The organism is Streptomyces sp. NPDC004732 (genome assembly GCF_040609235.1).
Classification (GTDB): Bacteria; Actinomycetota; Actinomycetes; order Streptomycetales; family Streptomycetaceae; genus Streptomyces.
Genome location: NZ_JBEXJR010000001.1, coordinates 489236 through 510886, shown reverse-complemented (window position 1 = coordinate 510886; position 21651 = coordinate 489236). Strand labels below are relative to the sequence as shown.

Annotated in this window: 18 protein-coding genes and 1 pseudogene; 9 read left to right on the top strand and 10 right to left on the bottom strand. The window is 72.8% G+C overall.

The window, feature by feature from the left end:
• Window positions 1-24: 24 nt before the first annotated feature.
• The gene (locus ABZV77_RS02110; protein WP_356249299.1) at window positions 25-1659 is read right to left on the bottom strand and encodes an acyl-CoA dehydrogenase family protein; all 1635 of its coding nucleotides are present in this window, start codon (window positions 1657-1659) and stop codon (window positions 25-27) included.
• A gap of 17 nt (window positions 1660-1676) precedes the next feature.
• On the opposite strand from ABZV77_RS02110, the gene ABZV77_RS02105 reads away from it, so the two are divergent.
• The gene (locus ABZV77_RS02105; protein WP_356249297.1) at window positions 1677-2849 is read left to right on the top strand and encodes a YihY/virulence factor BrkB family protein; all 1173 of its coding nucleotides are present in this window, start codon (window positions 1677-1679) and stop codon (window positions 2847-2849) included.
• A gap of 32 nt (window positions 2850-2881) precedes the next feature.
• Here the strand turns inward: ABZV77_RS02105 and ABZV77_RS02100 are convergent, their stop codons facing one another.
• The gene (locus ABZV77_RS02100; RefSeq protein WP_356249295.1) at window positions 2882-3718 is read right to left on the bottom strand and encodes an NAD(P)H-binding protein; all 837 of its coding nucleotides are present in this window, start codon (window positions 3716-3718) and stop codon (window positions 2882-2884) included.
• A gap of 147 nt (window positions 3719-3865) precedes the next feature.
• Between ABZV77_RS02100 and ABZV77_RS02095 the strand changes: the two genes are divergently transcribed.
• Both ABZV77_RS02095 and ABZV77_RS02090 read left to right on the top strand, forming a co-directional pair.
• A complete protein-coding gene (locus ABZV77_RS02095) occupies window positions 3866-4804 on the top strand; it encodes an AraC family transcriptional regulator (protein WP_356249293.1) in 939 nt (312 codons plus the stop codon).
• A gap of 10 nt (window positions 4805-4814) precedes the next feature.
• Complete coding sequence (locus ABZV77_RS02090; protein ID WP_356249291.1) at window positions 4815-5540, top strand: DUF6597 domain-containing transcriptional factor; 726 nt, start codon at window positions 4815-4817, stop codon at window positions 5538-5540.
• On the opposite strand, the gene ABZV77_RS02085 is transcribed toward ABZV77_RS02090, so the two are convergent.
• The gene (locus tag ABZV77_RS02085) at window positions 5537-5953 is read right to left on the bottom strand and encodes a VOC family protein (protein ID WP_356249289.1); all 417 of its coding nucleotides are present in this window, start codon (window positions 5951-5953) and stop codon (window positions 5537-5539) included. The two genes, ABZV77_RS02090 and ABZV77_RS02085, sit on opposite strands and share 4 nt — an antisense overlap.
• A gap of 140 nt (window positions 5954-6093) precedes the next feature.
• Between ABZV77_RS02085 and ABZV77_RS02080 the strand changes: the two genes are divergently transcribed.
• Both ABZV77_RS02080 and ABZV77_RS02075 read left to right on the top strand, forming a co-directional pair.
• Complete coding sequence (locus ABZV77_RS02080; RefSeq protein WP_356249287.1) at window positions 6094-6765, top strand: DUF4389 domain-containing protein; 672 nt, start codon at window positions 6094-6096, stop codon at window positions 6763-6765.
• 37 nt (window positions 6766-6802) lie between these two features.
• Window positions 6803-7213 carry an NUDIX hydrolase gene (locus ABZV77_RS02075; RefSeq protein WP_356249285.1) on the top strand — a complete coding sequence of 137 codons (411 nt, stop codon included), beginning with the start codon at window positions 6803-6805 and terminating at the stop codon, window positions 7211-7213.
• Between the two features lie 9 nt (window positions 7214-7222).
• Here ABZV77_RS02075 and ABZV77_RS02070 read toward each other — a convergent pair whose 3' ends face one another.
• A complete protein-coding gene (locus ABZV77_RS02070) occupies window positions 7223-7993 on the bottom strand; it encodes a hypothetical protein (protein ID WP_356249283.1) in 771 nt (256 codons plus the stop codon).
• Between the two features lie 43 nt (window positions 7994-8036).
• Entirely contained in the window at window positions 8037-9458 is a 1422-nt protein-coding gene (locus ABZV77_RS02065; protein WP_356249281.1) for a hypothetical protein, read from the bottom strand.
• A 54-nt stretch (window positions 9459-9512) separates the two neighbouring features.
• Here ABZV77_RS02065 and ABZV77_RS02060 point away from each other — a divergent pair, with 54 nt between their 5' ends.
• A complete protein-coding gene (locus tag ABZV77_RS02060; RefSeq protein WP_356250144.1) occupies window positions 9513-10334 on the top strand; it encodes a dienelactone hydrolase family protein in 822 nt (273 codons plus the stop codon).
• Between the two features lie 12 nt (window positions 10335-10346).
• Here ABZV77_RS02060 and ABZV77_RS02055 read toward each other — a convergent pair whose 3' ends face one another.
• Entirely contained in the window at window positions 10347-13208 is a 2862-nt protein-coding gene (locus ABZV77_RS02055) for a glycoside hydrolase family 2 TIM barrel-domain containing protein (protein WP_356249279.1), read from the bottom strand.
• A 185-nt stretch (window positions 13209-13393) separates the two neighbouring features.
• Here ABZV77_RS02055 and ABZV77_RS02050 point away from each other — a divergent pair, with 185 nt between their 5' ends.
• Window positions 13394-14095 (top strand): pyridoxamine 5'-phosphate oxidase family protein, encoded by a 702-nt coding sequence (locus ABZV77_RS02050; protein WP_356249277.1) that lies wholly within the window; start codon window positions 13394-13396, stop codon window positions 14093-14095.
• Window positions 14096-14122: 27 nt separating this feature from the next.
• Here the strand turns inward: ABZV77_RS02050 and ABZV77_RS02045 are convergent, their stop codons facing one another.
• Entirely contained in the window at window positions 14123-15409 is a 1287-nt protein-coding gene (locus ABZV77_RS02045) for a hypothetical protein (RefSeq protein ID WP_356249275.1), read from the bottom strand.
• On the bottom strand, window positions 15391-16668 hold the full coding sequence (locus ABZV77_RS02040; RefSeq protein ID WP_356249273.1) for a hypothetical protein: 1278 nt from the start codon (window positions 16666-16668) through the stop codon (window positions 15391-15393). The genes ABZV77_RS02045 and ABZV77_RS02040 overlap by 19 nt, the downstream gene beginning before the upstream one ends.
• Window positions 16669-16867: 199 nt before the next feature.
• Between ABZV77_RS02040 and ABZV77_RS02035 the strand changes: the two genes are divergently transcribed.
• Window positions 16868-19408 carry a polysaccharide lyase family 8 super-sandwich domain-containing protein gene (locus tag ABZV77_RS02035; RefSeq protein ID WP_356249272.1) on the top strand — a complete coding sequence of 847 codons (2541 nt, stop codon included), beginning with the start codon at window positions 16868-16870 and terminating at the stop codon, window positions 19406-19408.
• Between the two features lie 33 nt (window positions 19409-19441).
• Here ABZV77_RS02035 and ABZV77_RS02030 read toward each other — a convergent pair whose 3' ends face one another.
• Together ABZV77_RS02030 and ABZV77_RS02025 are read right to left on the bottom strand one after the other, a co-directional pair.
• Window positions 19442-19648: a ferredoxin gene (locus ABZV77_RS02030; protein ID WP_356249270.1), complete on the bottom strand. Its 207-nt coding sequence runs from the start codon at window positions 19646-19648 to the stop codon at window positions 19442-19444.
• Between the two features lie 9 nt (window positions 19649-19657).
• A complete protein-coding gene (locus ABZV77_RS02025; protein WP_356249268.1) occupies window positions 19658-20875 on the bottom strand; it encodes a cytochrome P450 in 1218 nt (405 codons plus the stop codon).
• Between the two features lie 304 nt (window positions 20876-21179).
• Here ABZV77_RS02025 and ABZV77_RS02020 point away from each other — a divergent pair.
• Window positions 21180-21617: pseudogene (locus ABZV77_RS02020) on the top strand (GNAT family N-acetyltransferase); the annotation flags it as partial.
• Window positions 21618-21651: the final 34 nt, after the last annotated feature.

Below are 21651 nucleotides of genomic sequence, written 5' to 3'. Positions count from 1 at the left end.
CCACCCCCGTATCGGCCCCAGCGGCTAGACGCCGGGAGCGGACCGCTCCACCACCGCCGACAGATCGAGGCTGTGCGGCAGCGTGCCGAACGCCGCGCCCCAGTCCCTGCCGAGCCGCGAGGCGCAGAACGCGTCGGCGACCTCGGGCGGCGCGTACCGCACGAGCAGCGACCCCTGGAGCACCAGCGCCATCCGCTCCACGAGCCGTCGCGCCCGCCCCTCGATGCCCTCCAGGTCGGCCAGTTCGGTCAGCAGGTCCTTGATCGCGCCGTCCAGGCGGTGGTCGGCGCCGCGCGCCTTCCCGACCTCCTGGAGGAACGCGTTGAGGGCCCGCGGCTCGCGCTGCAGCGCCCGCAGCACGTCCAGTGCCTGTACGTTCCCCGAGCCCTCCCAGATGGAGTTGAGCGGCGCCTCGCGCAGCAGCCGCGGCATGCCCGACTCCTCCACGTAGCCGTTGCCGCCCAGGCATTCGAGGGCCTCGCCGACCAGCGGCGTGCACCGCTTGGTCACCCAGTACTTCGCCGCGGGCACCGCGAGCCGCAGGAACGCCTGCTCCTGCTCGCTCCCGTCGTCGTAGGCCGCCGCGAGCCGCAGCGCCAGCGTCGTGGCCGCCTCGGACTCCAGCGCCAGATCGGCCAGTACGTTGCGCATGAGCGGCTTGTCGACCAGCCTGCCGCCGAACGCCTCCCGGTACGTGGCGTGGTGCACCGCCTGCACCACGGCCTGCCGCATCAGCGCCGCGGAGCCGATCACGCAGTCGAGGCGGGTCGCCGCCACCATCTCGATGATGGTGCGCACCCCGCGCCCCTCGTCCCCGACCCGCCGCGCCCACGTCCCGTCGAACTCGACCTCGCTCGACGCATTGGACTTGTTGCCCAGTTTGTCCTTGAGCCGCTGGATGGCGAACGCGTTCCGCGAGCCGTCCTCCAGCACCCGGGGCACCAGGAAACAGGTCAGCCCCTGCTCGGCCTGCGCAAGCACCAGGAACCCGTCCGACATGGGCGCGGAGCAGAACCACTTGTGCCCCGTCAGCGCATAGGTCCCGTCCTCCGCGAGGGCCTGCGCGCGCGTCGTGTTGGCGCGTACGTCGCTGCCGCCCTGCTTCTCCGTCATCCCCATGCCGAAAATGGCACCGGCCTTCTGGGACGCGGGACGCAGCCCCGCGTCGTACGCGGTCGAGGTCAGGCGCGGCTCCCACTCGGCGGCGAGCGCGGGGTCGGCACGCAGCGCGGGCACCGCGGCGTGCGTCATCGAGATCGGGCAGCCGTGGCCCCCTTCGGCCTGTGTCCACACCAGGAACCCGGCGGCTCTGCGCAGATGTCCGCCGGGCCGCGACCAGGCGGTGGTCAGGCCCGCGGAGACGGCCTTGCCGAGCAGCCGGTGCCACGCGGGGTGGAACTCGACCTCGTCGATCCGGTTGCCGTAACGGTCATGTGTGTGCAGAACGGGAGGATTCTCGTTCGCCTGGTCTCCCCACTTCTGTGCCTGGGCGGAACCCGCGGCCCGGCCGAGCAACGAGAGCTCGGCACGGGCGGAATCGAGGAGCGTCGGATCCAGATGCCGCTCCACCCCCTCCACGAGGGCCCGGTCGGACGTGAATACGTCATATCCCACCAGGGGCGGAGCCTGGTTGGTCACTGTGTGGGTGCTGGCTGCCATGCCGCTACGGTAAGGAGGTGCACCAGGCAAAAGAAACACCCGGGCGGCCGTCAGGCCGCTGGAACCGGGCCCGCGCTCTCTACCGGAACGTCTCCATGCGCAGGACCGCCTGGCTGCTGCTCAAGGACACCGTCAACTCGTGCATCGAGTACCGCATCCTGGGGCTCGCGGCCGAAGCGGCGTTCTTCACGCTGCTCTCCGTCCCGCCGCTGCTGCTGAGCCTCATCGGGCTGCTCGCGTACGTCGACCGGTGGACCGGCGCGGACACCATCACCAGCCTGCAGAGCAACATCCTGGAGGCCTCCCGCACGGTCCTCTCCGACCGGGGCGTCCACCAGATCGCAGAACCGATACTGGACGACGTGATGCGGGTCAGCCGCCCCGACGTCATCTCCATCGGGTTCCTCTTCGCCCTGTGGTCCGGCTCGCGCGCCGTGAACGTCTTCATCGACACCATCACCGTGATGTACGGCCTCGACGGCGCGCGCGGCATCGTCAAGACCCGGATGCTCGCCTTCGGCCTGTTCATCGTGGCGCTGCTCATCGGCTCGATCGCGCTGCCCCTGATGGTGGCGGGCCCGGACGCGGTGGTGAAACTCCTGCCGGGCTCCACGACGGTGGTCCAGATCCTCTACTGGCCGGTCGTCGTGATCCTCTCCGTGGTCTTCCTGACGACGCTGTACCACGTGTCAGTGCCGGTGCGTTCGCCGTGGGTCGAGGACATGCCGGGCGCGCTGATCGCGCTCGCGATGTGGGTGCTCGGCAGCTTCCTGCTCCGCATCTACCTCACCAGCACGGTGGAGGGCCCCACCATCTACGGCTCGCTCGCGGCGCCCGTCGCCGTGCTGCTGTGGATCGGCGTCTCGGCGTTCGCGGTCCTGGTCGGCGCCGCGGTCAACGCGGCCATCGACCGGGTCTGGCCGTCCGTCGCCACGGCCGCGGCACGCGCCGCCAACGACCGCATAAGGGAGGCGCAGGCCGCCGAGGTGGTGGCCCGAGCGGCCGCCGCACGGGAGGCGGTGACGGAGCCGGACGACCCCGACGACCCCGAGATGCCGTCCGAGTTCCCCGAGCGCTGGTCGCGCTTCCTGCCGCCCGACGACGTGCAGTCGCGGCTGCGGACGCCCGCGAAGCAGCCGAAGCACGCGAAGCGGAACGGGAGCGGGCCGGGTGACACCCCTCCGGAGTGAGGCGTCCGGGGCGCCGCCCCGGACCCCGCTCCTCACACGCCGGAGGGGCTGAAACTGCTCCACACCCCCGCCTGCGCGCATTCGCGGGCAAAGGACGCGAAGTCCCTGGGGTCCCGGCCGAGCACCTCCCGTACCCCCTCGGAGAGCTTCGCGTTGCGGCCGTCGAGGCTCGTCTCGAACAGCTCGATCAGGAACTCCACTTCCTCGGCGGGCACCCCGAACTGTGCGAGGGCCGCCCCGTAGTCACGGGCGGACACCGGCACGTACGTCATCTCCCGCCCGGCCGCCGCCGCGACCTCCGCCACCGCCTGCCGGAACGAGAGCAGCCGGGGTCCCGTGAGGTCCAGGGTCCGGCCCGTGAACCGGTCGCCGCCGGTCAGCGCGGCCACCACCACGTCCCCGATGTCCCGGGCGTCGATGAACGGTTCGAGCACCTCACCGGCGGGGAACACCAGCTCCCCGCCCCGCATCCCGTCGAGCAGCGGTCCCTCGCTGAGGTTCTGCGCGAACCAACTGGCCCGCACGACGGTCCACTCGGCACCCGAGTCCCGCACCGCCTGCTCGGTCGCGTGCGCCTGGTCCTCGCCGCGCGCCGAGAGCAGCGTGAGCCGCCGCACGCCCGCCGCGACCGCCTCGCGGGCGAACGCACCGACCGCATCGGCCGCGCCGGGAGCCCCGACGTCCGGCAGATACGCGAGGTGCGCGGCGTCGGCGCCGTGCAGTGCGCCCGCCCAGGTCGACCGGTCCGTCCAGTCGAACCGCACCGCGCCGGACCGCGAAGCGGCCCGCACCGTGAGCCCGGCCGCCTCGGCCGACTCCACGACCCTGCGGCCCACCCGCCCGGTCGCGCCCGTCACCAGAACCGTCATGTTCGTGCTCGTCGTGCTCGTCGTGCTCGCTGTGTTTGCTGTGTTCGTCGTCATACATGTCAGTCAACTGCCGTGCGGGCCGGGGAACCATCGCCGAGGAGCTCACGGCCATACGCGTGCGTCTACGCGTACCTCTACGCTGCCGCCATGGACGTACTCGCCGGACTGCTGGAGGGACCGCGCGCGCGGGGAGCCTTTATGATCCGCGCGCTGTTCGACCCGCCCTGGTCCGTCCGCATCGCGGACGAAGCCCCTATCTCGGTCATGGTCATGGTGCGCGGGGACGCCTGGATCTCCCCGGCGGACGGGACGCCCGCCCAGCGCATCCGCCCCGGCGACCTCGCCATCGCCCGCGGCCCCGACCACTACACCTGTGCCGGGGACCCCGCCACCGCGCCCTTCGCCGAGATCCAGCCGGGGGAGCGCTGCGTACCGCTCGACGGCGCCCCCGTGGCCCGCTACCGCGACCTCGGCCCGCGCGCCTGGGGCGAGGGACGCGACAGCTCCGTGGAGATGCTGATCGGCACCTACCAGATGCAGGGCGAGATCACCGGACGGCTCCTCGACGCGCTGCCGCCCCTGCTCGTGCTGCCCGGCGAGGTGTGGCAGTGCCCGCTCACACCGCTCGTCGCCGAGGAGATCGGCAAGGACGAGCCGGGCCAGGCCGTCGTCCTCGACCGGCTCCTCGACCTGCTCCTGATCGCCGCCCTGCGCGCCTGGTTCTCCCGCCCAGAGGCCGAGGCGCCCGCCTGGTACCGGGCGATGGGCGACCCGGTCGTCGGCCGCGCCCTGCGGCTGCTGCAGGACGACCCGGCCCACCCCTGGACGATCGCGGACCTCGCGGCGAAGGCGGGCGTCTCGCGGGCCGCGCTGGCCCGGCGGTTCGCGGACCTCGTGGGGGAGCCCCCGATGACGTACCTGACGAACTGGCGGCTCGCGCTCGCCGCCGACCTGCTCCGCGACAGCGGGCTGACCATCGGCTCCATCGCCCGCCGCGTCGGGTACGGCAGTGCGTTCGCCCTGTCCGGCGCCTTCAAGCGGGTGTACGGGGTCAGCCCGCAGGAACACCGGGGGAGCCCGGCGTAACCTGGATCCCGTGGCCACAGAGAGCGTCGCGCCCGGCGACTACCGGGAGCGGCCGTCCCGGCTGACCGGCGCGGTCGTCTGGACCCGCGTGGCCACGGGCGCCCCCGGCGACACCCGCCCCGTGCTGCCCGACGGCTGCATGGACCTGCTGTGGACCGAGGGCAGGCTGTTCGTCGCGGGCCCGGACACCCGTGCGTACGTGCCGGAGGCCGTGGCCCCCGGCAGCCGCTATGTCGGCATCCGCTTCTACCCCGGCACCGCGCCCGCCTTCCTCGGCGTCCCCGCCCATGAACTCCTCGACCGGCGGCAGGAGCTGGCGGACCTGTGGACCGCGGCCGAGGCGCGCCGCCTGACCGAGCGGGTGGACGGCGCGGGCGATCCGATGGCCGTCCTGGAGGCCGTCGCCGTGGAGCGCGCCGCCGACGCCGAACCGCCCGACCCGCTGCTCGCCCACATCGTCGCTTCGCTGGGCGCGGGCCGCTCGGTCGCGCGCACCGCGGCGGACGCGGGCGTCAACGCCCGTCTGCTGCACCGCCGTTCGCTGCCCGCCTTCGGCTATGGACCCAAGACGCTGGGCCGGGTGCTGCGTCTGCAGCGGGCGCTCGCGCTGGCCCGCGAAGGCATGCCGTACGCGGCTACGGCGGCCGTCGCGGGCTACGCCGACCAGGCTCATCTGGCCCGCGACGTCAAGGAGTTGACGGGAGCGCCGCTCGGCACGCTGCTCGGCGGTCCCTAGGGCTCCAGCGGCGCGAAGAGGTCGACGCCGTTGCCGTCCGGGTCGAGCACGACCGCGTACCGCTGGCCCCAGGGCGCGTCGAACGGCTTGAGCTCGCTCGCGTGCCCGGTGGACGTCATGTCCTCGTGCACCGCGTCGACCCCGGCGGGCGTCCCGCAGTGGAAGGCGAGCCCGATCCGGCCCCCGCCAGCGGGCGGCTGCCAGTCCGGGTGGAAGGAGCGGACGGTCGCCTCCGTGTCGAAGGCGATGCGCAGACCGCCGGGGAGCGCCGCCTCCACGTGCGGCTGGCTCTCGGCCCCGGCGGGGAACTCCAGGCCGAGCCTGCGGTAGAAGGCGAGCGTGGCGGTCAGGTCGGAGACGACGAGACCGATCAGGTCGAACCGGGGGGTGGGTGCTTTCGGAGTGCTGTTCATGTCCGCAGCGTAGGCAGCGGTCCCGTGCCCGGTCTTGAAGGAAACGGACACGGCGCCTCTTCTTGTCGGAGGCCGCTTTCGGCCGTACATGGAAAGGGGAGAGCGGGTGCGGCCCCGTACCCGCGAGGGAGATGATCGCCATGGTGTCGTCCGCGCCTCCTCCACTGCACAAGCACCTGGCGGGACCGGTCCGGCTCCGGGCGGAGTACGACCCCGCGCCCTCCCGCTGGCTGTGGCTCGTCAAATGGCTCCTCGCGATCCCGCACTACTTCGTCCTCGCCTTCCTCTGGATCGCGTTCTTCCTGGTCACCGTGGTCGCGTTCGTCGCCATCCTGATCACGGCCCGCTATCCGCGCGCCCTCTTCGACTTCAACGTCGGCGTGCTGCGCTGGACCTGGCGCGTCGAGTACTACTCGTACGGCGTGCTCGGCACCGACCGCTATCCGCCCTTCTCGCTGCACGACGTGCCGGACTATCCCGCGCACCTGGAGATCGACCGTCCGGAGCGGCTCTCCCGCGGTCTGGTGCTCGTCAAGTGGTGGCTGCTCGTCCTGCCGCAGCTCGCGGTCCTCTTCCTGATCACCGGCGCCTACCGCGTCAACGGCGGCCTCACCGGGCTGCTCGCCGTGTACGCGGGCGTGGTGCTGCTCTTCCGCGGTCACTACCCGAGGGGCATGTACGACCTCAACGTAGGACTGCACCGTTGGGGCGCGCGGGTGGTGGCCTACGGCACTCTGCTGACGGACGTCTACCCTCCGTTCCGCCTCGACCAGGGAGAACGCGAACCGGTGGCCGACGAGCCGCTGCCGTGACTGTCACGGTCCCCGATTCCCCGCTACGTTGGAGGACATGGACTATCCCGGTGACAACCGGCTCGCGGCGGCTGTCGTGGTGTTCCGCCGCCGTGTGCTGCTCGTGCGTCGCAGCGAGACCGAGCGGTTCCTGCCCGGCGTGTGGGGCGTGCCGTGCGGGAAGCTGGAGCCCGGCGAGAGTCCACGGGACGGCGTCCTGAGAGAGCTCAAGGAAGAGACGGGACTCCTCGGCAAGGTGCTGCGCAAGGTCGGCGAATCCTCCTTCGTCAGTACGTACCACGGGCACGAGGTCAAGAACTGGCAGGACAACTTCCTCGTCCGGCCCCTCACCTTCGACGTGGTCCTGCCGATGCCCGACCAGGACCACCGCTGGCTCGACCCCGCCGAGCTCGGCACCGTCCGGATCGACGACTACAACCGCGAGATCGTCCGCCAGGCCTTCAGCTAGCCCATCCAGCTAGTCCATCGGCCCGTCGGCGAGCAGCCCGGCCAGCGCCGAGAGCTCCGCCAGATAGTCGTTCACCTCAAGAGGCTTCTTCGCCACCGCACGCCCCGCCGCGTCGGCCGCCTCGTCCGAGTGGGCCCCCTCCGCGGCCCCGGACCCCGCGAACACATCCGTGTACCGCCGCCGCCCTGCCCCCGTCTCCAGGAACAGCGTGACCGCGGGCTCTGCCGAGACGCACCACGCACGGTGCAGGACATGTGGCGGCAGCGCATAGCCGCTCCCCGCCGTGTACTGCGCGCTCTGCACGAGACGCAGCCGCGCGCCGCCCGCGGGCTCCAGGAGCCAGTCGCCCTCCTCGCCCGTCAACGACTCCCGGTACCAGGACGTGGCGATGCCCTCGTCCGCGCCGGGGTTCGCGGGCTCGTACAGCTCCATGCCGAGCGTGCCCCGCGCCACGTACGAGGCGAGCGGGGAGCGGTGGTTGTGGATGTCCTCGCGGGTGCCGCGGTCCGGGTGCCACACGTGCGCGCGCAGCATGTGCCGCGGTCCGCCGTCGATCAGGAGCAGCTTGTCGAAGCCGAGGACGTGGCGGTACGAGAGGAGCGCGCACCCCGAAGGGTCGCCGACACCGGTCGCCAGTTCGCGCACGAGCGGCAACAGGCGTCGCGGGGCGCCCAGTTCGGCGACGGCGGCGCGGGCCTCCCGCACCAGTTCGTCACCCGCGGGACCGGCCAGTGACTCCGCCAGGAGCCGCCTGGCGTCCTGGACGTGCCGACCACCCAATGCACTCTCCCCCTCGTCCGCGCACCCGCCCCGCGCCGGGGGCTCAGCCACCCGGCTGATACATCCATACGGCATGTGCCCGCAGCGCCGAAAGGCCTTGGTAGGTCATCCACAGCGGGTAGGCGAGATCGTCCCCGTCCCACGTCCAGATCCCGTTGTCCTGCTGCCGCCACACGGACGCGGCCGACCCCGCGAGCATCTCCTGCCAGACCGCCTCCCGGTCCTCGTCGGCGGCGACCGCGGGCGCGTCCGGAGTGAGCAGCGCCCGCACCACCCAGGCCGCCGAGAAGTGCCGCACGGCGAGCACCTCGGAGCGCGACGCGTCGACGGGATGCGGCCTGCGGACCGTCTCGTGGCCGCTCTCCAGGTCCTCGCAGCCGTCGTGCGCGGGCCCGGGGCAGGAGAGCAGCCAGCGGATGCCCTCCTCGCGCGTGGCGCGGGCGTTCGCGTCCTCGCCGAGCACCCGGGCCGCCCGGTCGAGGGCGACGACGGCCTGCGCCGTGTGCACGGCAGAGGGCGCCACCGTCCTGCCGCGCGGCGGGGTGAGCCGGGAGCCCCAGCAGCGCCGGTGGCCGCGCGCCGGATCGGTGACGGCCCCGTCGACGAGCGCGTCCCGCAGCACCGGCAGGGCGGGCGAGCCGGGCGCGGCGCGCAGCAGCCCGCGCAGGACCGTGGTGACGACGTGGGTCAACTCGGCGCCCGCGGGCTCCAGTTCGCGGGTGAAGCGCTCCGTGCAGCGCGCCGCCTCGGTGGCGAGCAGCCGGGAGTCCGCACCCGCCCGCGCGAGTGCGCCGAGCACCAGCGCGGTCACCTCGGGGCGCCCCACCGTGCCCTGCGAGCGGGCCGCCCAGCCGCCCTCGGGCAGGCGCAGCCGCCACAGCGTCTCCACCAGCTCGGAGGTGCGCAACCGCCCGTCGGGCATGCCGAGTTCGAGGGCGATGTGGAGTCCGTACGCGGTGCCGGTCGGTGTCGGCCGTACCGGCTCCGGCTGCTCGTCGAGGGCGTGCGGCCAGCCGGTGAGGCGGCCGTGCGGCGGGTCGTCGAAGACCGTCAGGCGCTCGACGAGGGTGGCGTACGTCGCGGCGGAGAGCCCCGGCAGCGGCCCCGGCGCTCCCGGTGCAGTGGGGGAGGGGGAGGGTGCCGCTCCCGGCAGCGGGCGGCGCGGCGAGGGCACCCCGTCCGGACCGCCGGTGTGCCCGTCGCCGGACGCGCCCCTGGCCCGCAGCAGCGCGGCGGCCAGCCAGGCAGAGATCCCCGTGCCGAGACCGCTGACCACGGCGAGCGAATAGCGGGCCGTGTCCCCGAACAGTGCGTCGGGCAGCAGCCCCACCAGAGCCTGGAACACGGCATAGCCCACGGCGACGGGACCGAACCGCCCCAGCCACGTCACCATCCGCCCCGACGGCGGGTCGGGAGGCGGTTCGGGTGGCACGGGAGGCCCGGCGGGGTCTGTGCTTGCGCGCATGCGTGCTGTAGGCATGAACTCCACCTACCCATATGACACTTGAGACGAAAGGGAGTGAGCAGCGTGCGGGATTCGGAACCGACGGCGGATCTCACAGGATGGAACAGGGCCCCGTTCACCGGGGCCGGTCTCACCCATGATGTCCATGAGAAAGGGACAGGCCCAGGGGTCGTCCTGGTTCCCGAGATCCCGGGCGTGCACCCCGGAGTCCTGGGCCTGGGCGAGTACTTGGTGAAGCAGGGTTTCACCGTTGCGATCCCGTCCCCGTTCGGCGAGCCGGGCCGCCCGATCTCGGTACCGTACGCCATGGGCGTTGCTGGCCGGGTCTGCGTCGCCTCCGAGTTCCGGGCCTTCGCCACCAACGCCCGGCGGCCCTTCGCCGACTACCTCCGTGCCCTCGCCCGCGACCTGGCCGCCCGCACACCGGGTCCGGGCGTCGGCGTCATCGGCATGTGCTTCACGGGCGGCTTCGCGCTGGCCGCCGCCACGGACGACGTCGTCCTCGCGCCCGTGCTCAGCCAGCCCTCGTTGCCGCTCCCGGTGAGCGCCGCGCGCCGGGTCGACCCCGGCATGTCCCGAGATGAGTTCGACACGATCGTCGCCCGCACCAAGAACGAGGGCCTGTGCGCGCTCGGGCTGCGCTTCAGCGAGGACAAGCTGGTCCCGCGCGACCGCTTCGCCACCCTGCGCCGCCACTTCGGCGACGCGTTCGAGGTCATCGAGCTCGACTCGTCGCCGGGCAACGAGGCGGGGTTCGCGAAGTCGGCGCACTCCGTGCTCACGGAGGAGGTGCGCGAGGTGCCGGGGCACCCCGCGTACGCCGCGCGCGAGCGGGTCGTCCAGTTCCTGCGGGAGCGGCTGGCCCCCACGGGGTGAGGGCCGGGAGGATCAGCCGTCCACCACCGAGAAGATGCAGCTCAGTGACGACGGCCGGGGGGTGGCGCGGAGTTCGTACTGCGGCAGGACGCCGGGACCGCACGACTGGGTGCCGATGCCGTGCCGGTCGATGTCGAGGTTGACCCAGACCGTGTCGCCGGGGGTGAGGTCGGTGCGGTGGCGGGCGGCGTCGAGTTGTTCGGTGGTCCAGCGGCGGGCGGTGAACGCGGGGGCCCCGTCGCTCTCCACGCGCAGCCCGCCGACCTCGGCCCAGCGGACGGCGGCGCGGGCCCCGTTCTCCTGCGGGCGCACGTACGGCGTCTGCAGCGCGTCGACGTCCGACTCCCAGACGCCGATCAGCGAGGCGGCCGCGGTGTCGGGATAGGCCTCGCCGGGCCCGCCGCCGAACCACCGCACCCGTCCCGCCGCGCCCGGCAGCCCGAAGCGGATGCCGAGGCGCGGCAGCGGCACGGTCCAGTCGCCCTCCGGTGTCACGGACATCCGCAGCAGCAGCCTGCTGCCGTTCGACGCCCAGTGGTACTCCGTGCGCAGCGCCAGATCGCTCGCCGCGGGCGCCACCCGGGTGCGCACGGTCAGCCCCTCGTCGGTCGGCTCGACGGCGTCGACGCGGTGCTGCATCCGGTGCAGGCCCAGTGCGCGCCAGCGGGCGGCCACGGACGGTTCGGGGCGCCAGGGCATGCCGTTGTCGTTGTCGGTGGGGGCCCGCCACACGTCCAGGCGCAGGCCGGTGATCTCGCGGCCGTGCAGGGCGAGGAGGGCGCCGGTGCGGGCGTCGAAGGACGCGGGGCCGAGCGTGATCCGCCTGCCGTCCGCGTCCGCCACGGGCGTCGCGCCACCGGGCACGGGCAGGATCATCCCGTACTCGACGGGCAGTTGGGCCCACGCCACGACGTGCCCCTTCGCCGCCCACGCCGTGTCCTCGGCGAGCGAGGCCCGCACCGTCCACTGGGTCTCGGCGTCCGGGTCCCTGCGCGGCGGGGGCGGCAGCCGGACCTCCGTGCGCTCGCCGGGGCCGACCTGCGGCACCGCGAGGACGCCCTCGGCGACCGTCGTGCCGTCCTTCTCGTACGACCAGGTGAAGAGGAGGTGCGAGAGGTCGGCGAAGTCGTGGAGGTTGGTGATCGTGACCGTGCCGGAAGGACCGTCGCCCTCGATCCGGACCGGCTCGATCACCTTCTTGTACTCGACGAGCCCGGGGGACGGCGTCCGGTCGGGGAAGACGAGGCCGTCGCAGACGAAGTTCCCGTCGTGCAGCTCCTCGCCGAAGTCGCCGCCGTACGCGTACTCGTACGCGGGGTGCGCGATGCCGTGGTCGATCCACTCCCAGACGAAGCCGCCCTGCAGCCGGTCGTACGTCTCGAACAGCTGCTGGTACTCGCTGAGTCCGCCGGGTCCGTTGCCCATCGCGTGCGCGTACTCGCAGAGGAGGAACGGGAGCCTTCGCCGCTTCTCCGGTCCCTCGTCCTCACCCCTGCCGATGCGCTCGACCTCGGCGTGGTCCGCGTACATCCGTGAGTACACGTCCGTGTCCGCGCAGGACCGGTCGCCCTCGTAGTGGAGCAGGCGGCTGTCGTCGCGCGCGCGGATCCAGTCGGCCATCGCGGCCAAGCCGCGCCCCGTCCCGCACTCGTTGCCGAGCGACCACAGGACCACCGAGGGGTGGTTCTTGTCGCGCTCGACCATGCGGGCCGCGCGGTCCAGGAGGGCGGGCGTCCAGCGGTCGTCGTCGACCGGGTTGGCACGCCAGCCGACGGCCCCGAAGCCGTGGGTCTCCAGGTCGCACTCGTCGACGACCCACAGGCCGAGCTCGTCGCAGAGGCCGAGGAAGGCGGGGTGGGGCGGGTAGTGGCTGGTGCGGACGGCGTTGATGTTGTGACGCTTCATCAGCAGGACGTCCGCGCGCATCGTTTCGACGTCGAGGGCACGGCCCGTCGCCGGGTGGAACTCGTGGCGGTTCACCCCGCGGAAGAGCAGGGGGCGGCCGTTGACCTTGATGGTGCCGTCCTCGACGGCGACCGTGCGGAAGCCGACGCGCAGCGGGACGCGCTCGCCGGGCGTGGCCAGCGTCGCGTCGTACAGCCGGGGCGTCTCGGCCGTCCACGGCTCCACGGCCACGGCGACCTCCTCGCCGGTCGCCACGTCGATGCCCAACTCGGCGACGGTGACGCGCCCTTGGACGTCCGATTCGACCCGCAGCGTGCCCGTGCCCGTGCGGTGGTCGTAGGCGGCGTGGACGAAGAAGTCGCGGGCGCAGCCCTCGGGCCGGTGCAGCAGCGTCACGTCACGGAAGATGCCGGGCAGCCACCACTGGTCCTGGTCCTCCAGGTACGAACCGGCGGACCACTGGTGGACGCGGACCGCGAGGACGTTGCCCCCGGGGCGAAGCAGCTCGCCGACGGCGAACTCGTGGGGGAGGCGCGAGCCCTTGAAGTCGCCGAGCTCCGTGCCGTTCAGCCAGACGCGGGCGCAGGACTCGACGCCGTCGAAGCGGAGGACGGCGGCGCCGTCCCGCGGCCAGTCGGCGGGCAGGTCGAAGGTGCGCAGGTGGTCGCCGGTGGGGTTCTCGGTGGGTACGCGCGGCGGGTCCAGCGGGAACGGATAGTGCGTGTTGGTGTACTGGGGCGCGCCGTGGCCCTGCAGCACCCAGTGGCCGGGCACCGCGATCTCGTGCCAGGCCCCGCCGTCGTATCCGTCGGCGGCGAAGGTGTCGTCCTCGGTGTCGGCGGTGGGGGAGAGGCGGAAGCGCCATGGGCCGTTGAGGGAGAGGGTGGCGGCGTCCGACGTCGCGTACCACGCGCGGGGCGGGAGACTGCCGGTGCCGGGGGACACGTCCTCGTGGTGGGGAAGCTCCATGGGTTCCATGAGACCTCGCGGGGGCGGGGGCCCGCCATCCTCCAGTGGTGGCAGTCGTTGGATTCTTCGGGGCGGGCTTGGACACGTGACGCGTGTACTGCGCATATCGTTCCGTGTCGCGCGCCGTACGACGAATTCCGCAGAGCTATGGCCATCTGTGCGCGGTATCGGTAGCTTGGCGCGACGTGAACGATCACCAAGAGCAGCGAAACGGCGCCGCGCTCCCCGCGACCCTGCCCGTCACCGACCGCACCCGCCACCGCCGCCTGCGCGAGCAGGGCAGCCTGGACCGCGCCGATCTGGAAGCCGTCCTCGACGCGGGCTTCGTCTGCCACCTCGGCGTCCTCGTCGACGGCCGCCCGATGGTCGTGCCCACCGTCTACGGCCGCGACGACACCCACCTCTACCTGCACGGCTCCGTCGCCAGCCGCAGCCTCGCCGCCGACCCCGACGCGCCCGTCTGCGTCACCGTCACGCACATCGACGGGCTGATCCTCGCCCGCTCGGTGTTCGAGCACGGCGTCAGCTACCGCAGCGCGATGATCCACGGCGTCCCGCGCCAGGTGACCGACCCCGAGGAGAAGCTGCGCGGACTGCGGCTGCTCACCGAGCACGCGACGCCCGGCCAGTGGGACTACGCCCGCCGCCCCAGCCGCAAGGAGCTCGCCGCGACCACCCTGCTCGCCCTCTCCCTGGCGGAGGCCTCGGTCAAGGTCGCGGCGGGCCCGCCGGACGACGGCACGGGCCCGGACGCCGCCCTCGGCATCTGGGCGGGCAACCTGCCGCTGACGGCCACGTGGGGCGCGCCGGTGCCGGATCCGCTGCTGCCCGCAGACATCGAACCGCCGCGGCACATCGCGGGGCGGAGCGGGACCCGACAGGGGTGAGCCCACGTGGCGGCCTCGCGCGGGGCCTCAGGGGAGTTCCGGCGCCCCGCAGCCGTGGGCCCGCGCCGAGCGCTCCGCGAACTCCTTGAGCGCGGCGCGCTCGTACGCCAGGTCGGCCGCGGACGGCTTCTTGCGGTGCTCGTCGTACGAGCCGCTCCTGTCCGCCTGCCACGCACCTTCGTCCCGCACCGTGAACAGCGCGGGGCCGCTCCCGTCCCGGCAGGCCGCGCTCGCCCAGTGGCCGCCGTCCACCAGCCGTCCCGCCTCGGCCTCGCCGGGGCCCGGCTGCTCCGTGTACGCGCCGTGGCGCTTCTCGTAGGCGAGGCGATCGGTCTCCGCGTACGGGCCGTAGGACGCGGTGAGGTGGTAGCGGGGCGTGTCGTCCGACCGCAGGGTGCCCGGCGGTTCGGGCCGGTCGCCCGCCACGACGCACACCTCGACGGGGCTGTCGGCGCGCGCGGACTCCCAGGCCCGGGAGAGCCGCGCGCCCCGGTCGGGGATGCCCCGGCAGGTCCCGGACGCGTCGGCGACCGGCACGCTCTCGTCGCTGTTCACCGGGAGCGCCACCGTGCGGGGCGGCTTGCCCAGCTCGGCGTCGCACCCCCACTTGCCGGAAGCCTTCGCGGCCGTGCCCGTGGCGATCCGCGCGAAAGCGGCCCGGCGGCGCGGGTCGTCCAGCGTGACGTCGTCGTCCTTCGCGTCGACGGTGACGAGGAGCCCGCCGCGGTCCCCGGCGCAGTCCAGGAGCGTCGTCACGGTGGCGCTGCTGCTGTGGGCCGGGCTCGTGCCGTCGGACTCGGCGGTCGTGAACAGGCCCCGCCAGCCGTTGCCGAGCCCGACGGGCGGCAGTTCGGCCGCCGGTTTCGGGTACGTCGGTCCCCTCTCGAAGGCGCGTACGGACGCGGGGTCCACCCCGGTCTCGTCACCGCGCCGCTGCGGCACGCTCTGCACGGTGACCTGGACCTCGGCCCTGTTCGAGTTGCCGCCCGCCACGGGCGCGCCGTCGCCGGTGACGCCGCAGGTGACCGTGCGCTCCTTGGCCCGGTCGCCGTCCAGGTCCTCTTCCGCCAGGAGCACGTCCACCCGGCCGGGCTTCTTCTCGAACGGCCCGTCCCCGAGCACGTCCCGCAGCTCGCGCGAGGGCAGCACGCCTTCGCACGCCTCGTCGAGCACCTGCTGGGCCATGCGGTGCTCGCGCGGGCCGCCCCACCAGTAGTAGCCGCCCGCGATCAGGGCCAGGGCGACGAGCGCCCCGCAGGACGACAGGACGACGCGCCCGGTCGTCGTCTGCCGGCTCAGTCGCGCCCGCGCCACTCCGCCACCTCTCCCATGATCTTCGTGTGGTGGCACTGCGAACGCCGGGGCCACCCGTCGGGCGCCGCCAGATAGCGGTCCAGCACGGTGTGCACCTTCCGCGAAAGGCGCCGCTGGTCCTTGGGTTCGACCACGACCTTGCCTTCCTCCAGGCCGTAGTCGAAGTCGAATTCGGGGGTCACCGACACGCGGTGATAGGTCGGACCCGCCATGCACTCGGACCGGGCCCACAGGGCGAGCTGCGGGTCGTCGCCCGACTGCTCGACCGTCACGGGCTTGTCGTGCGAGGCCGTCCCGGGGCCGGGATTCCTGGGGTCGGGCACCAGCGACTTGTCGGCGTACTCGCCGTACGCGCCGCCCGCCAGGACGCCCGACCAGCTCTGCGCGCCCGCCGCTTTGACCGTGAGGTGGCCGGGGGAGCCCGCCGTGTCCTCCCACTGCCCGCCGCAGGCGCCGGTGCGCCGGTTGTACACCGAGTCGTTCCCGCCGTAGGACCACTTGCCCGGTGTCGACCCCAGCCCCTTGGGGGAGAGCCACGCGCAGAGCTCCGGCGCCTTCGCCGCGGCACCGCCGGGCTCGGTGCGCAGCGGCTCGCTCCCGCAACCCTGCTTGCGCGCAACCCAGTTGGCGACCTTCGCGGCCGTCCGGGCGGCGGCGATCCGCTCGGCCTTCGGGACGTCGTACTCATCCGCGTCGTCCGCATCGGACGGCAGCTCCACCGACACGAGCAGGTCCCGCACCGAACGGCCCCGCCCGTCCAGCCCCTTCGGGCAGTCGACGAGCAGGGAGGCCGACGCCGCCGCGCCGGTGCCCCACCGGTCCGTGGCGCCCGTGCTGCCCGTCGCGCTCGGCGGCAGAGGCAGGCCGAAGTCGCCCGTCACACCGCCGGGGGATGTGCGGTCGGGCACCGCCTCGGCCCGCACCCGGGCCTGCACCTCCGCTGCCGATGCGCCGCCGTCGCCGACGTAGGCCAGGGTGCAGTCGAGCAGCGCGCGGCTCTCCTGCCCGGACTCCAGCAACGTTCCGTACGCGTCCAGTACGCCCCGCTCGTCATCCGGGGCGGAGGAGTACAACTCCTCCCGGAGCAGGCCCGCACAGCCGCGCGTGACCAGCTCACGGTTGGCGTCGAGTCGGTCCTCGCGCTCCTCGGCCCGCGACACCGCGAACCAGGTCACCGACGACGCGGCCAGCAAGGTCACCACCAGAGCGGCCACCAGCCAGGTGCGCCTGCGCACACGCGGCGCGCCCGTCTCGGGCATGGCGCTCCCCTTCCCCCGTACCCGGCACCATGATCGGAACGGACGCTATCAACCGGGCGGGACGCGCCGGGGCCGGGGACCCTTGTCGCCGGTCGGGGCGTCTGCTTGACTCCGCACGCCGCACGCCCCCCGAACGCTCCCCGGACGTCCCGCAATCCGCCCCGCACTCCCGGACCGCCCCTCGCCGTTGGAGGCCGCCATGGAGCTCACCCGCAGACGCCTGTTGTCCGCCCTGTCGGCCGCCGGACTGCTGGCGGTGGTCCCCGTCGGCCCGGCGGACGCCGCCGCGGGGGAGGAGGGCCGCGCCCGGCTCGTCGCCAACACCGTGGCCGTCTTCGCCGGGACCGCCGACTCGAACGTACGCCCGGAGACCGCCGCGAAGCTCGCGGCCGTCGAGCGGACCGCGCGGGCCGGTCTGAAGGCGATGGACGACGCGGGTGAGGGCGAGCTCTTCGCCGGTCTGGTGCTCGGCACCGACGAGGCCAACCTGAACACCGCCTTCCGCAGGCTGTACGAGATCGCCCTCGCCACCCGTACCCCGGCCCTCCCTCCGGACCTGTACGGCAGCACGGCCGTGCAGCGCCGGGTGCTCGACGGCCTGGCCTGGCTGCACGAGCGCTACTACGGGGACCAGTCCAAGGGCTACTACGGCAACTGGTTCCACTGGGAGATCGGCATATCGCAGCACGTCAGCAAGACCCTCGTCCTGCTGGCCGACGCCGTGTCCGCCGACCGCCCCGACCTGCTGCCCACCTACGTCGCCTCCATGGACGCCTATCTGCGCAACGGCGTCGACGGCGACGTGGACCTCGACTCGCGCTTCCACACCGGCGCCAACCTCGCCGACATCACCACCAACCGGATCCTCCAGGGCGCCCTCCTGGGCGAGCCGGGCGAGGCCCGCATCCGCAAGGCCCTCACCGATCAGCTGACGGTCTTCGCCACCATCGACCCGTACCACCTCGACCACCAGGTGACGGACGGCCACTACGCGGACGGCTCCTTCATCCAGCACTCGTCCGTCGCGTACACCGGCTCGTACGGCAAGGGCCTGCTCACCCGCGTCGTACAGACCCTCAAGATCCTCGACGGCACCGGCTTCGCGCACGGCGAGGAGCTCGTGCCGACCGTGTACGGGTGGGTGCGGAACGGTTTCGCCCCGCTGGTGTTCGAGGGCTGGATGATGGAGATCGTGAAGGGCCGCGCGGTGTCGCGCCCCGACTCCGGATACACCGACGTGGCGGTGGTCGTCGAGGCCGTCGTCGACCTCTCCTCGCTCGCCGCCGGTGCCACGGCGACCGCGCTGAAGAGCTACGTCAAACACGTCAGGGCCACCTCGCGCGCCCCCCTCGATCCGGCCCGCTTCGTCTCACCGGTCAGCGTCGTGCGGTACGCCGACATCCTCGACGACACCACCGTGCCGCCCGCCGACCTCAACCCCGCCGCGCGGAGCGTCGCGTTCAACGCCATGGACAGGACGGTGCACCGCAGACCGGGCTACGCCTTCGCGCTCGCGCGGAGCTCCGACCGGATCAGCAAGTACGAGTACATGAGCGGCGAGAACCTCATGCCGTGGTTCCAGGGCGACGGCGCGTACTACCTCTATCTGTCGGGACAGGACCAGAGCCGGGCGTACGGCGTCGACTACTACACGACGGTCTCGCCGTACGGCCTCGCCGGTGTCACCGCGCCCGTCGAACAGCGACGTACCGTACCGGAGTTGTACGGCAAGCAGTACTACGACAACCCCGGCCACCCCCTCCACTTCACGTCGTCCTCCGAGTCGCAGAACAAGTACGTCTACTTCCCGCGCGGCACCAATCCCCATTCAGGTGGCGCCGTCCTCGGGGCGTACGGCGCGGCGGGGATGGTGCAGTCCAGCGACGTGGCGTACCGCGACCGGGCGCTGCTGCCCGACGACTTCGTGGTGTACCGGGCCGCGACGGCGACGAAGTCGTGGTTCCTGCTGGACGACGAGATCGTGGTGCTCGCCGCCGACGTCGGTGACGGCGCGGGGCGGGCCGTCACCACGACCGTCGACGCCCGCACCGCGGCCGCCGGTGACCGGATCTCCCTCACCGGGGCGCTCCGCGACGGCCGCCCCTGGACCGGGCCCGGCACCGCCGACCTGCGCTGGCTGCGCTACGCCAACACCACGGAGGGCACCGCCGTCGGGTACGTCTTCCTCGACACGCCGAAGGTGCGGGTCGCCCTGGACGAGGTCACCCGCAGCCGCCGGGTCGTGCGCGCCGCCAACTCCGATACGGCCGTGACCCGTTCGGTCCTCGGCGTCACCGTCGACGGGGCGGCCGGTGCGCGACCGGCCCGCCTCGCCTACGCGCTGGTGCCGAACGCGGGAGAGGCCCTGCTGCGCGCCCACCGCCATGGGCCGCTCAAGGTCCTCGCCAACTCCGGGCACCTGCAAGCCGTCACGCACACCGGGCTCCGCCTGACGGCCGCCAACGCCTTCACGCAGGGGCGGCACGAGACCGCGGGCCTGCGTGTGCACGGCCCCGCGTCGGTGATCGTCCAGCGCGGTGGCGACGGAGCCGTGCGCGTCGCGGTGTCCGACCCGACGATGGACCGGGACACCGTGACGGTCCTGCTCCGTGGCCGCCCGCTGCGGATGGCCGCCGGGGACCCGGAGATCCGGGTGAGCAGGGCCCCCGGCGGCACCCGCATCGAGGTCGACACCCATCACGCGTACGGCAGGAGCTTCACGGTGACGCTGCAGGAGTGAAGTTCCGGCCCCACAAGCACATGTGACGGAGCCTCAGCCGTTCCCTTCCACACTGATGGCCTGCACCGGGCACGCCCGCGCGGCCTCCCGCACCAGCGGATCGCCACCGCCGTCCTGACGCCCCGGCAGCACCTCGCTGAGGCCGTCGTCGTCCTGGGTGAAGATGCCCGGCGCGGTGAGCGCACACATGCCCGCGCCCACGCACCGGTCCTTCTCGATGTGAATCGTCGTCACCTCCATGGCTTTCCCCTACCAGGTGACGGGGAGTTCGATCATCCCCTGGATCGTGTCGCCCGCCTTGAACGGGATGTCCTCCGGGGGTGCCGCGAGCCGCAGCCCAGGCAGGCGTTCGAAGAGGGTCCCCAGCGCGATCTCCAGCTCGGCGCGGGCGAGGTTCTGGCCCAGGCACTGGTGGATGCCGAAGCCGAAGGCCAGGTGGTGCCGGTCCGGGCGGTGCCAGTCCAGGTCCTCGGGGCCCTCGAAGACCGTGCCGTCGCGGTTGATGAGGGACGTCGCGAAGACGACGCCGTCGTTGACGCGGATGGTGCCGGCCGGGGTCTCGATCTCCTCCTTGGCCACCCGCAGCAGCCCGTCCGCGATGGACAGGAAGCGCAGCAGCTCCTCTACCACGCCCGGCATCAGCGGCGGATCGGCGCGCAGCCCGGCCTTCAGTTCGGCCAGCCGGTCGGGGTGCTGGAGCAGCGCGAACGTGCCGAGCGAGATCATGTTCGCGGTGGTCTCGTGCCCGGCGATCAGCAGGATGGTGGCCAGCCTGACCAGTTCCTCCGGATCGACGGTGCCCGACGCGAGCTGCCCCTGGATCAGTTCGTCGAGCAGTCCGTCGCCGGGTTCCTTGCGCTTCTTGTCGATCAACTCGTAGAAATAGATGTCCATTTGGTCCCGGGCCGCCTGGGTGTCCTCGGCGGTGGGGCCGCGCAGCAGCCGTCTCGACTGCTCCTCGAAGAACTCGTGGTCGCCGTAGGGCACCCCCAGCAGGGCGCAGATCACCATCGAGGGCACGGGCAGCGCGAAGGCGCTCACCAGCTCGGCGGACGGGCCCTGTTCGACCATGGCGTCCAGGAGCAGGTCGACCGTCGCCTGGATCTGCGGGCGCAGGGCGGCGATGCGCTTGACGGAGAAGCTGGGGATCAGCATGCGGCGCTGTACGTTGTGCTCCGGGTCGTCGACGCCGAGCAGGGCGATGCGGCGGTCGCGGAGCCGGGCGAAGCGTTCGGTCGCGACGGGGAAGGCCTCGTTCTCGCGGTCGGCGGAGAGCCGCGGGTCGATGAGCAGCTCACGGGCCGCCGCCCGCCCGGTGACCATCCACACGGAGCGGCCGTCGTAGAGGCTGACGCGGGAGAAGGGCGGGTCCTCGCGCAGGGGGGTGTACGCGGTCGGCGGGTGGTACGGGCAGGTGCGGTCCTGGGGGAAGGCGATGGATTCGGTGGGGTTCGTTGTCTCCGTCATGGAAGTACCTCGCAAGCGCAGTTCGTCCCTGATCCGTCCCCATTGGATGGCTGAGGCAACTAATTCGTCCACGACAAGACCGGCCAGATCGCCGACGCACGGGATCTGTCCGGAACAAGTCCCTCCGCTCAACCTCCCTGCGTCTATGACTCCGCGATGACTCCGCGGGCGCGATAAGGCGACTGCACCGCCATTCAGCCGCCCGACAGCCGCCGTTGAGGCCTGCCGGAGGAGACAATTCCGGCCGAGTACACGCACCGCCGTGCGAAGATCCGGAGCGACCGCGCGGCCACTGTGGAGGACGATGATGTTCGCGATACCCCTGGGCGACGGAGCCGAACTGCGGCCGCTCGAACCCTGGCAGGCCGAGGAGTTCCTCGCGCACATGGACCGCGGCCGCGACTACATCGGCCGCTACGTCGGACTCCCCGGGATCACGGCCGACCTGGCCTCCGCACGCGCCTGGCTCCAGGTGTACGCCGACAAGGCCGCCGCCGACACCGGCCGCCTGTACGGCATCCGGCTCGAAGGGCGACTCGTCGGCGGCGTCCTCCTCCGGGCCTTCGACACGGCGACGGACACCTGCGAGGTCGGCTGCTGGCTGGAACCGGACGCCGCCGGACGCGGCCTGGTCACCCGCGCGGTGCGCGTCGTCGTCGACTGGGCGGTCGACGTGCGCGGCATGCACCGGGTGGAGTGGCTGGTGGCCCCCGAGAACACCCCCAGCGTCAACGTCGCCAAGCGGCTCGGCATGAGCCGCGAAGGACTCAAGCGCG

What these genes read in the sequence shown, in the direction of transcription:
- ABZV77_RS02085 (WP_356249289.1), bottom strand. Translation starts at nt 5,953, where the DNA reads ATGAACAGCACTCCGAAAGCACCCACCCCCCGGTTCGACCTGATCGGT.
- ABZV77_RS02100 (WP_356249295.1), bottom strand. Translation starts at nt 3,718, where the DNA reads ATGACGGTTCTGGTGACGGGCGCGACCGGGCGGGTGGGCCGCAGGGTC.
- ABZV77_RS02110 (WP_356249299.1), bottom strand. Translation starts at nt 1,659, where the DNA reads ATGGCAGCCAGCACCCACACAGTGACCAACCAGGCTCCGCCCCTGGTG.
- ABZV77_RS02055 (WP_356249279.1), bottom strand. Translation starts at nt 13,208, where the DNA reads ATGGAGCTTCCCCACCACGAGGACGTGTCCCCCGGCACCGGCAGTCTC.
- ABZV77_RS02040 (WP_356249273.1), bottom strand. Translation starts at nt 16,668, where the DNA reads ATGCCCGAGACGGGCGCGCCGCGTGTGCGCAGGCGCACCTGGCTGGTG.
- ABZV77_RS02075 (WP_356249285.1), top strand. Translation starts at nt 6,803, where the DNA reads ATGGACTATCCCGGTGACAACCGGCTCGCGGCGGCTGTCGTGGTGTTC.
- ABZV77_RS02080 (WP_356249287.1), top strand. Translation starts at nt 6,094, where the DNA reads ATGGTGTCGTCCGCGCCTCCTCCACTGCACAAGCACCTGGCGGGACCG.
- ABZV77_RS02030 (WP_356249270.1), bottom strand. Translation starts at nt 19,648, where the DNA reads ATGGAGGTGACGACGATTCACATCGAGAAGGACCGGTGCGTGGGCGCG.
- ABZV77_RS02025 (WP_356249268.1), bottom strand. Translation starts at nt 20,875, where the DNA reads ATGACGGAGACAACGAACCCCACCGAATCCATCGCCTTCCCCCAGGAC.
- ABZV77_RS02095 (WP_356249293.1), top strand. Translation starts at nt 3,866, where the DNA reads ATGGACGTACTCGCCGGACTGCTGGAGGGACCGCGCGCGCGGGGAGCC.
- ABZV77_RS02035 (WP_356249272.1), top strand. Translation starts at nt 16,868, where the DNA reads ATGGAGCTCACCCGCAGACGCCTGTTGTCCGCCCTGTCGGCCGCCGGA.
- ABZV77_RS02065 (WP_356249281.1), bottom strand. Translation starts at nt 9,458, where the DNA reads ATGCGCGCAAGCACAGACCCCGCCGGGCCTCCCGTGCCACCCGAACCG.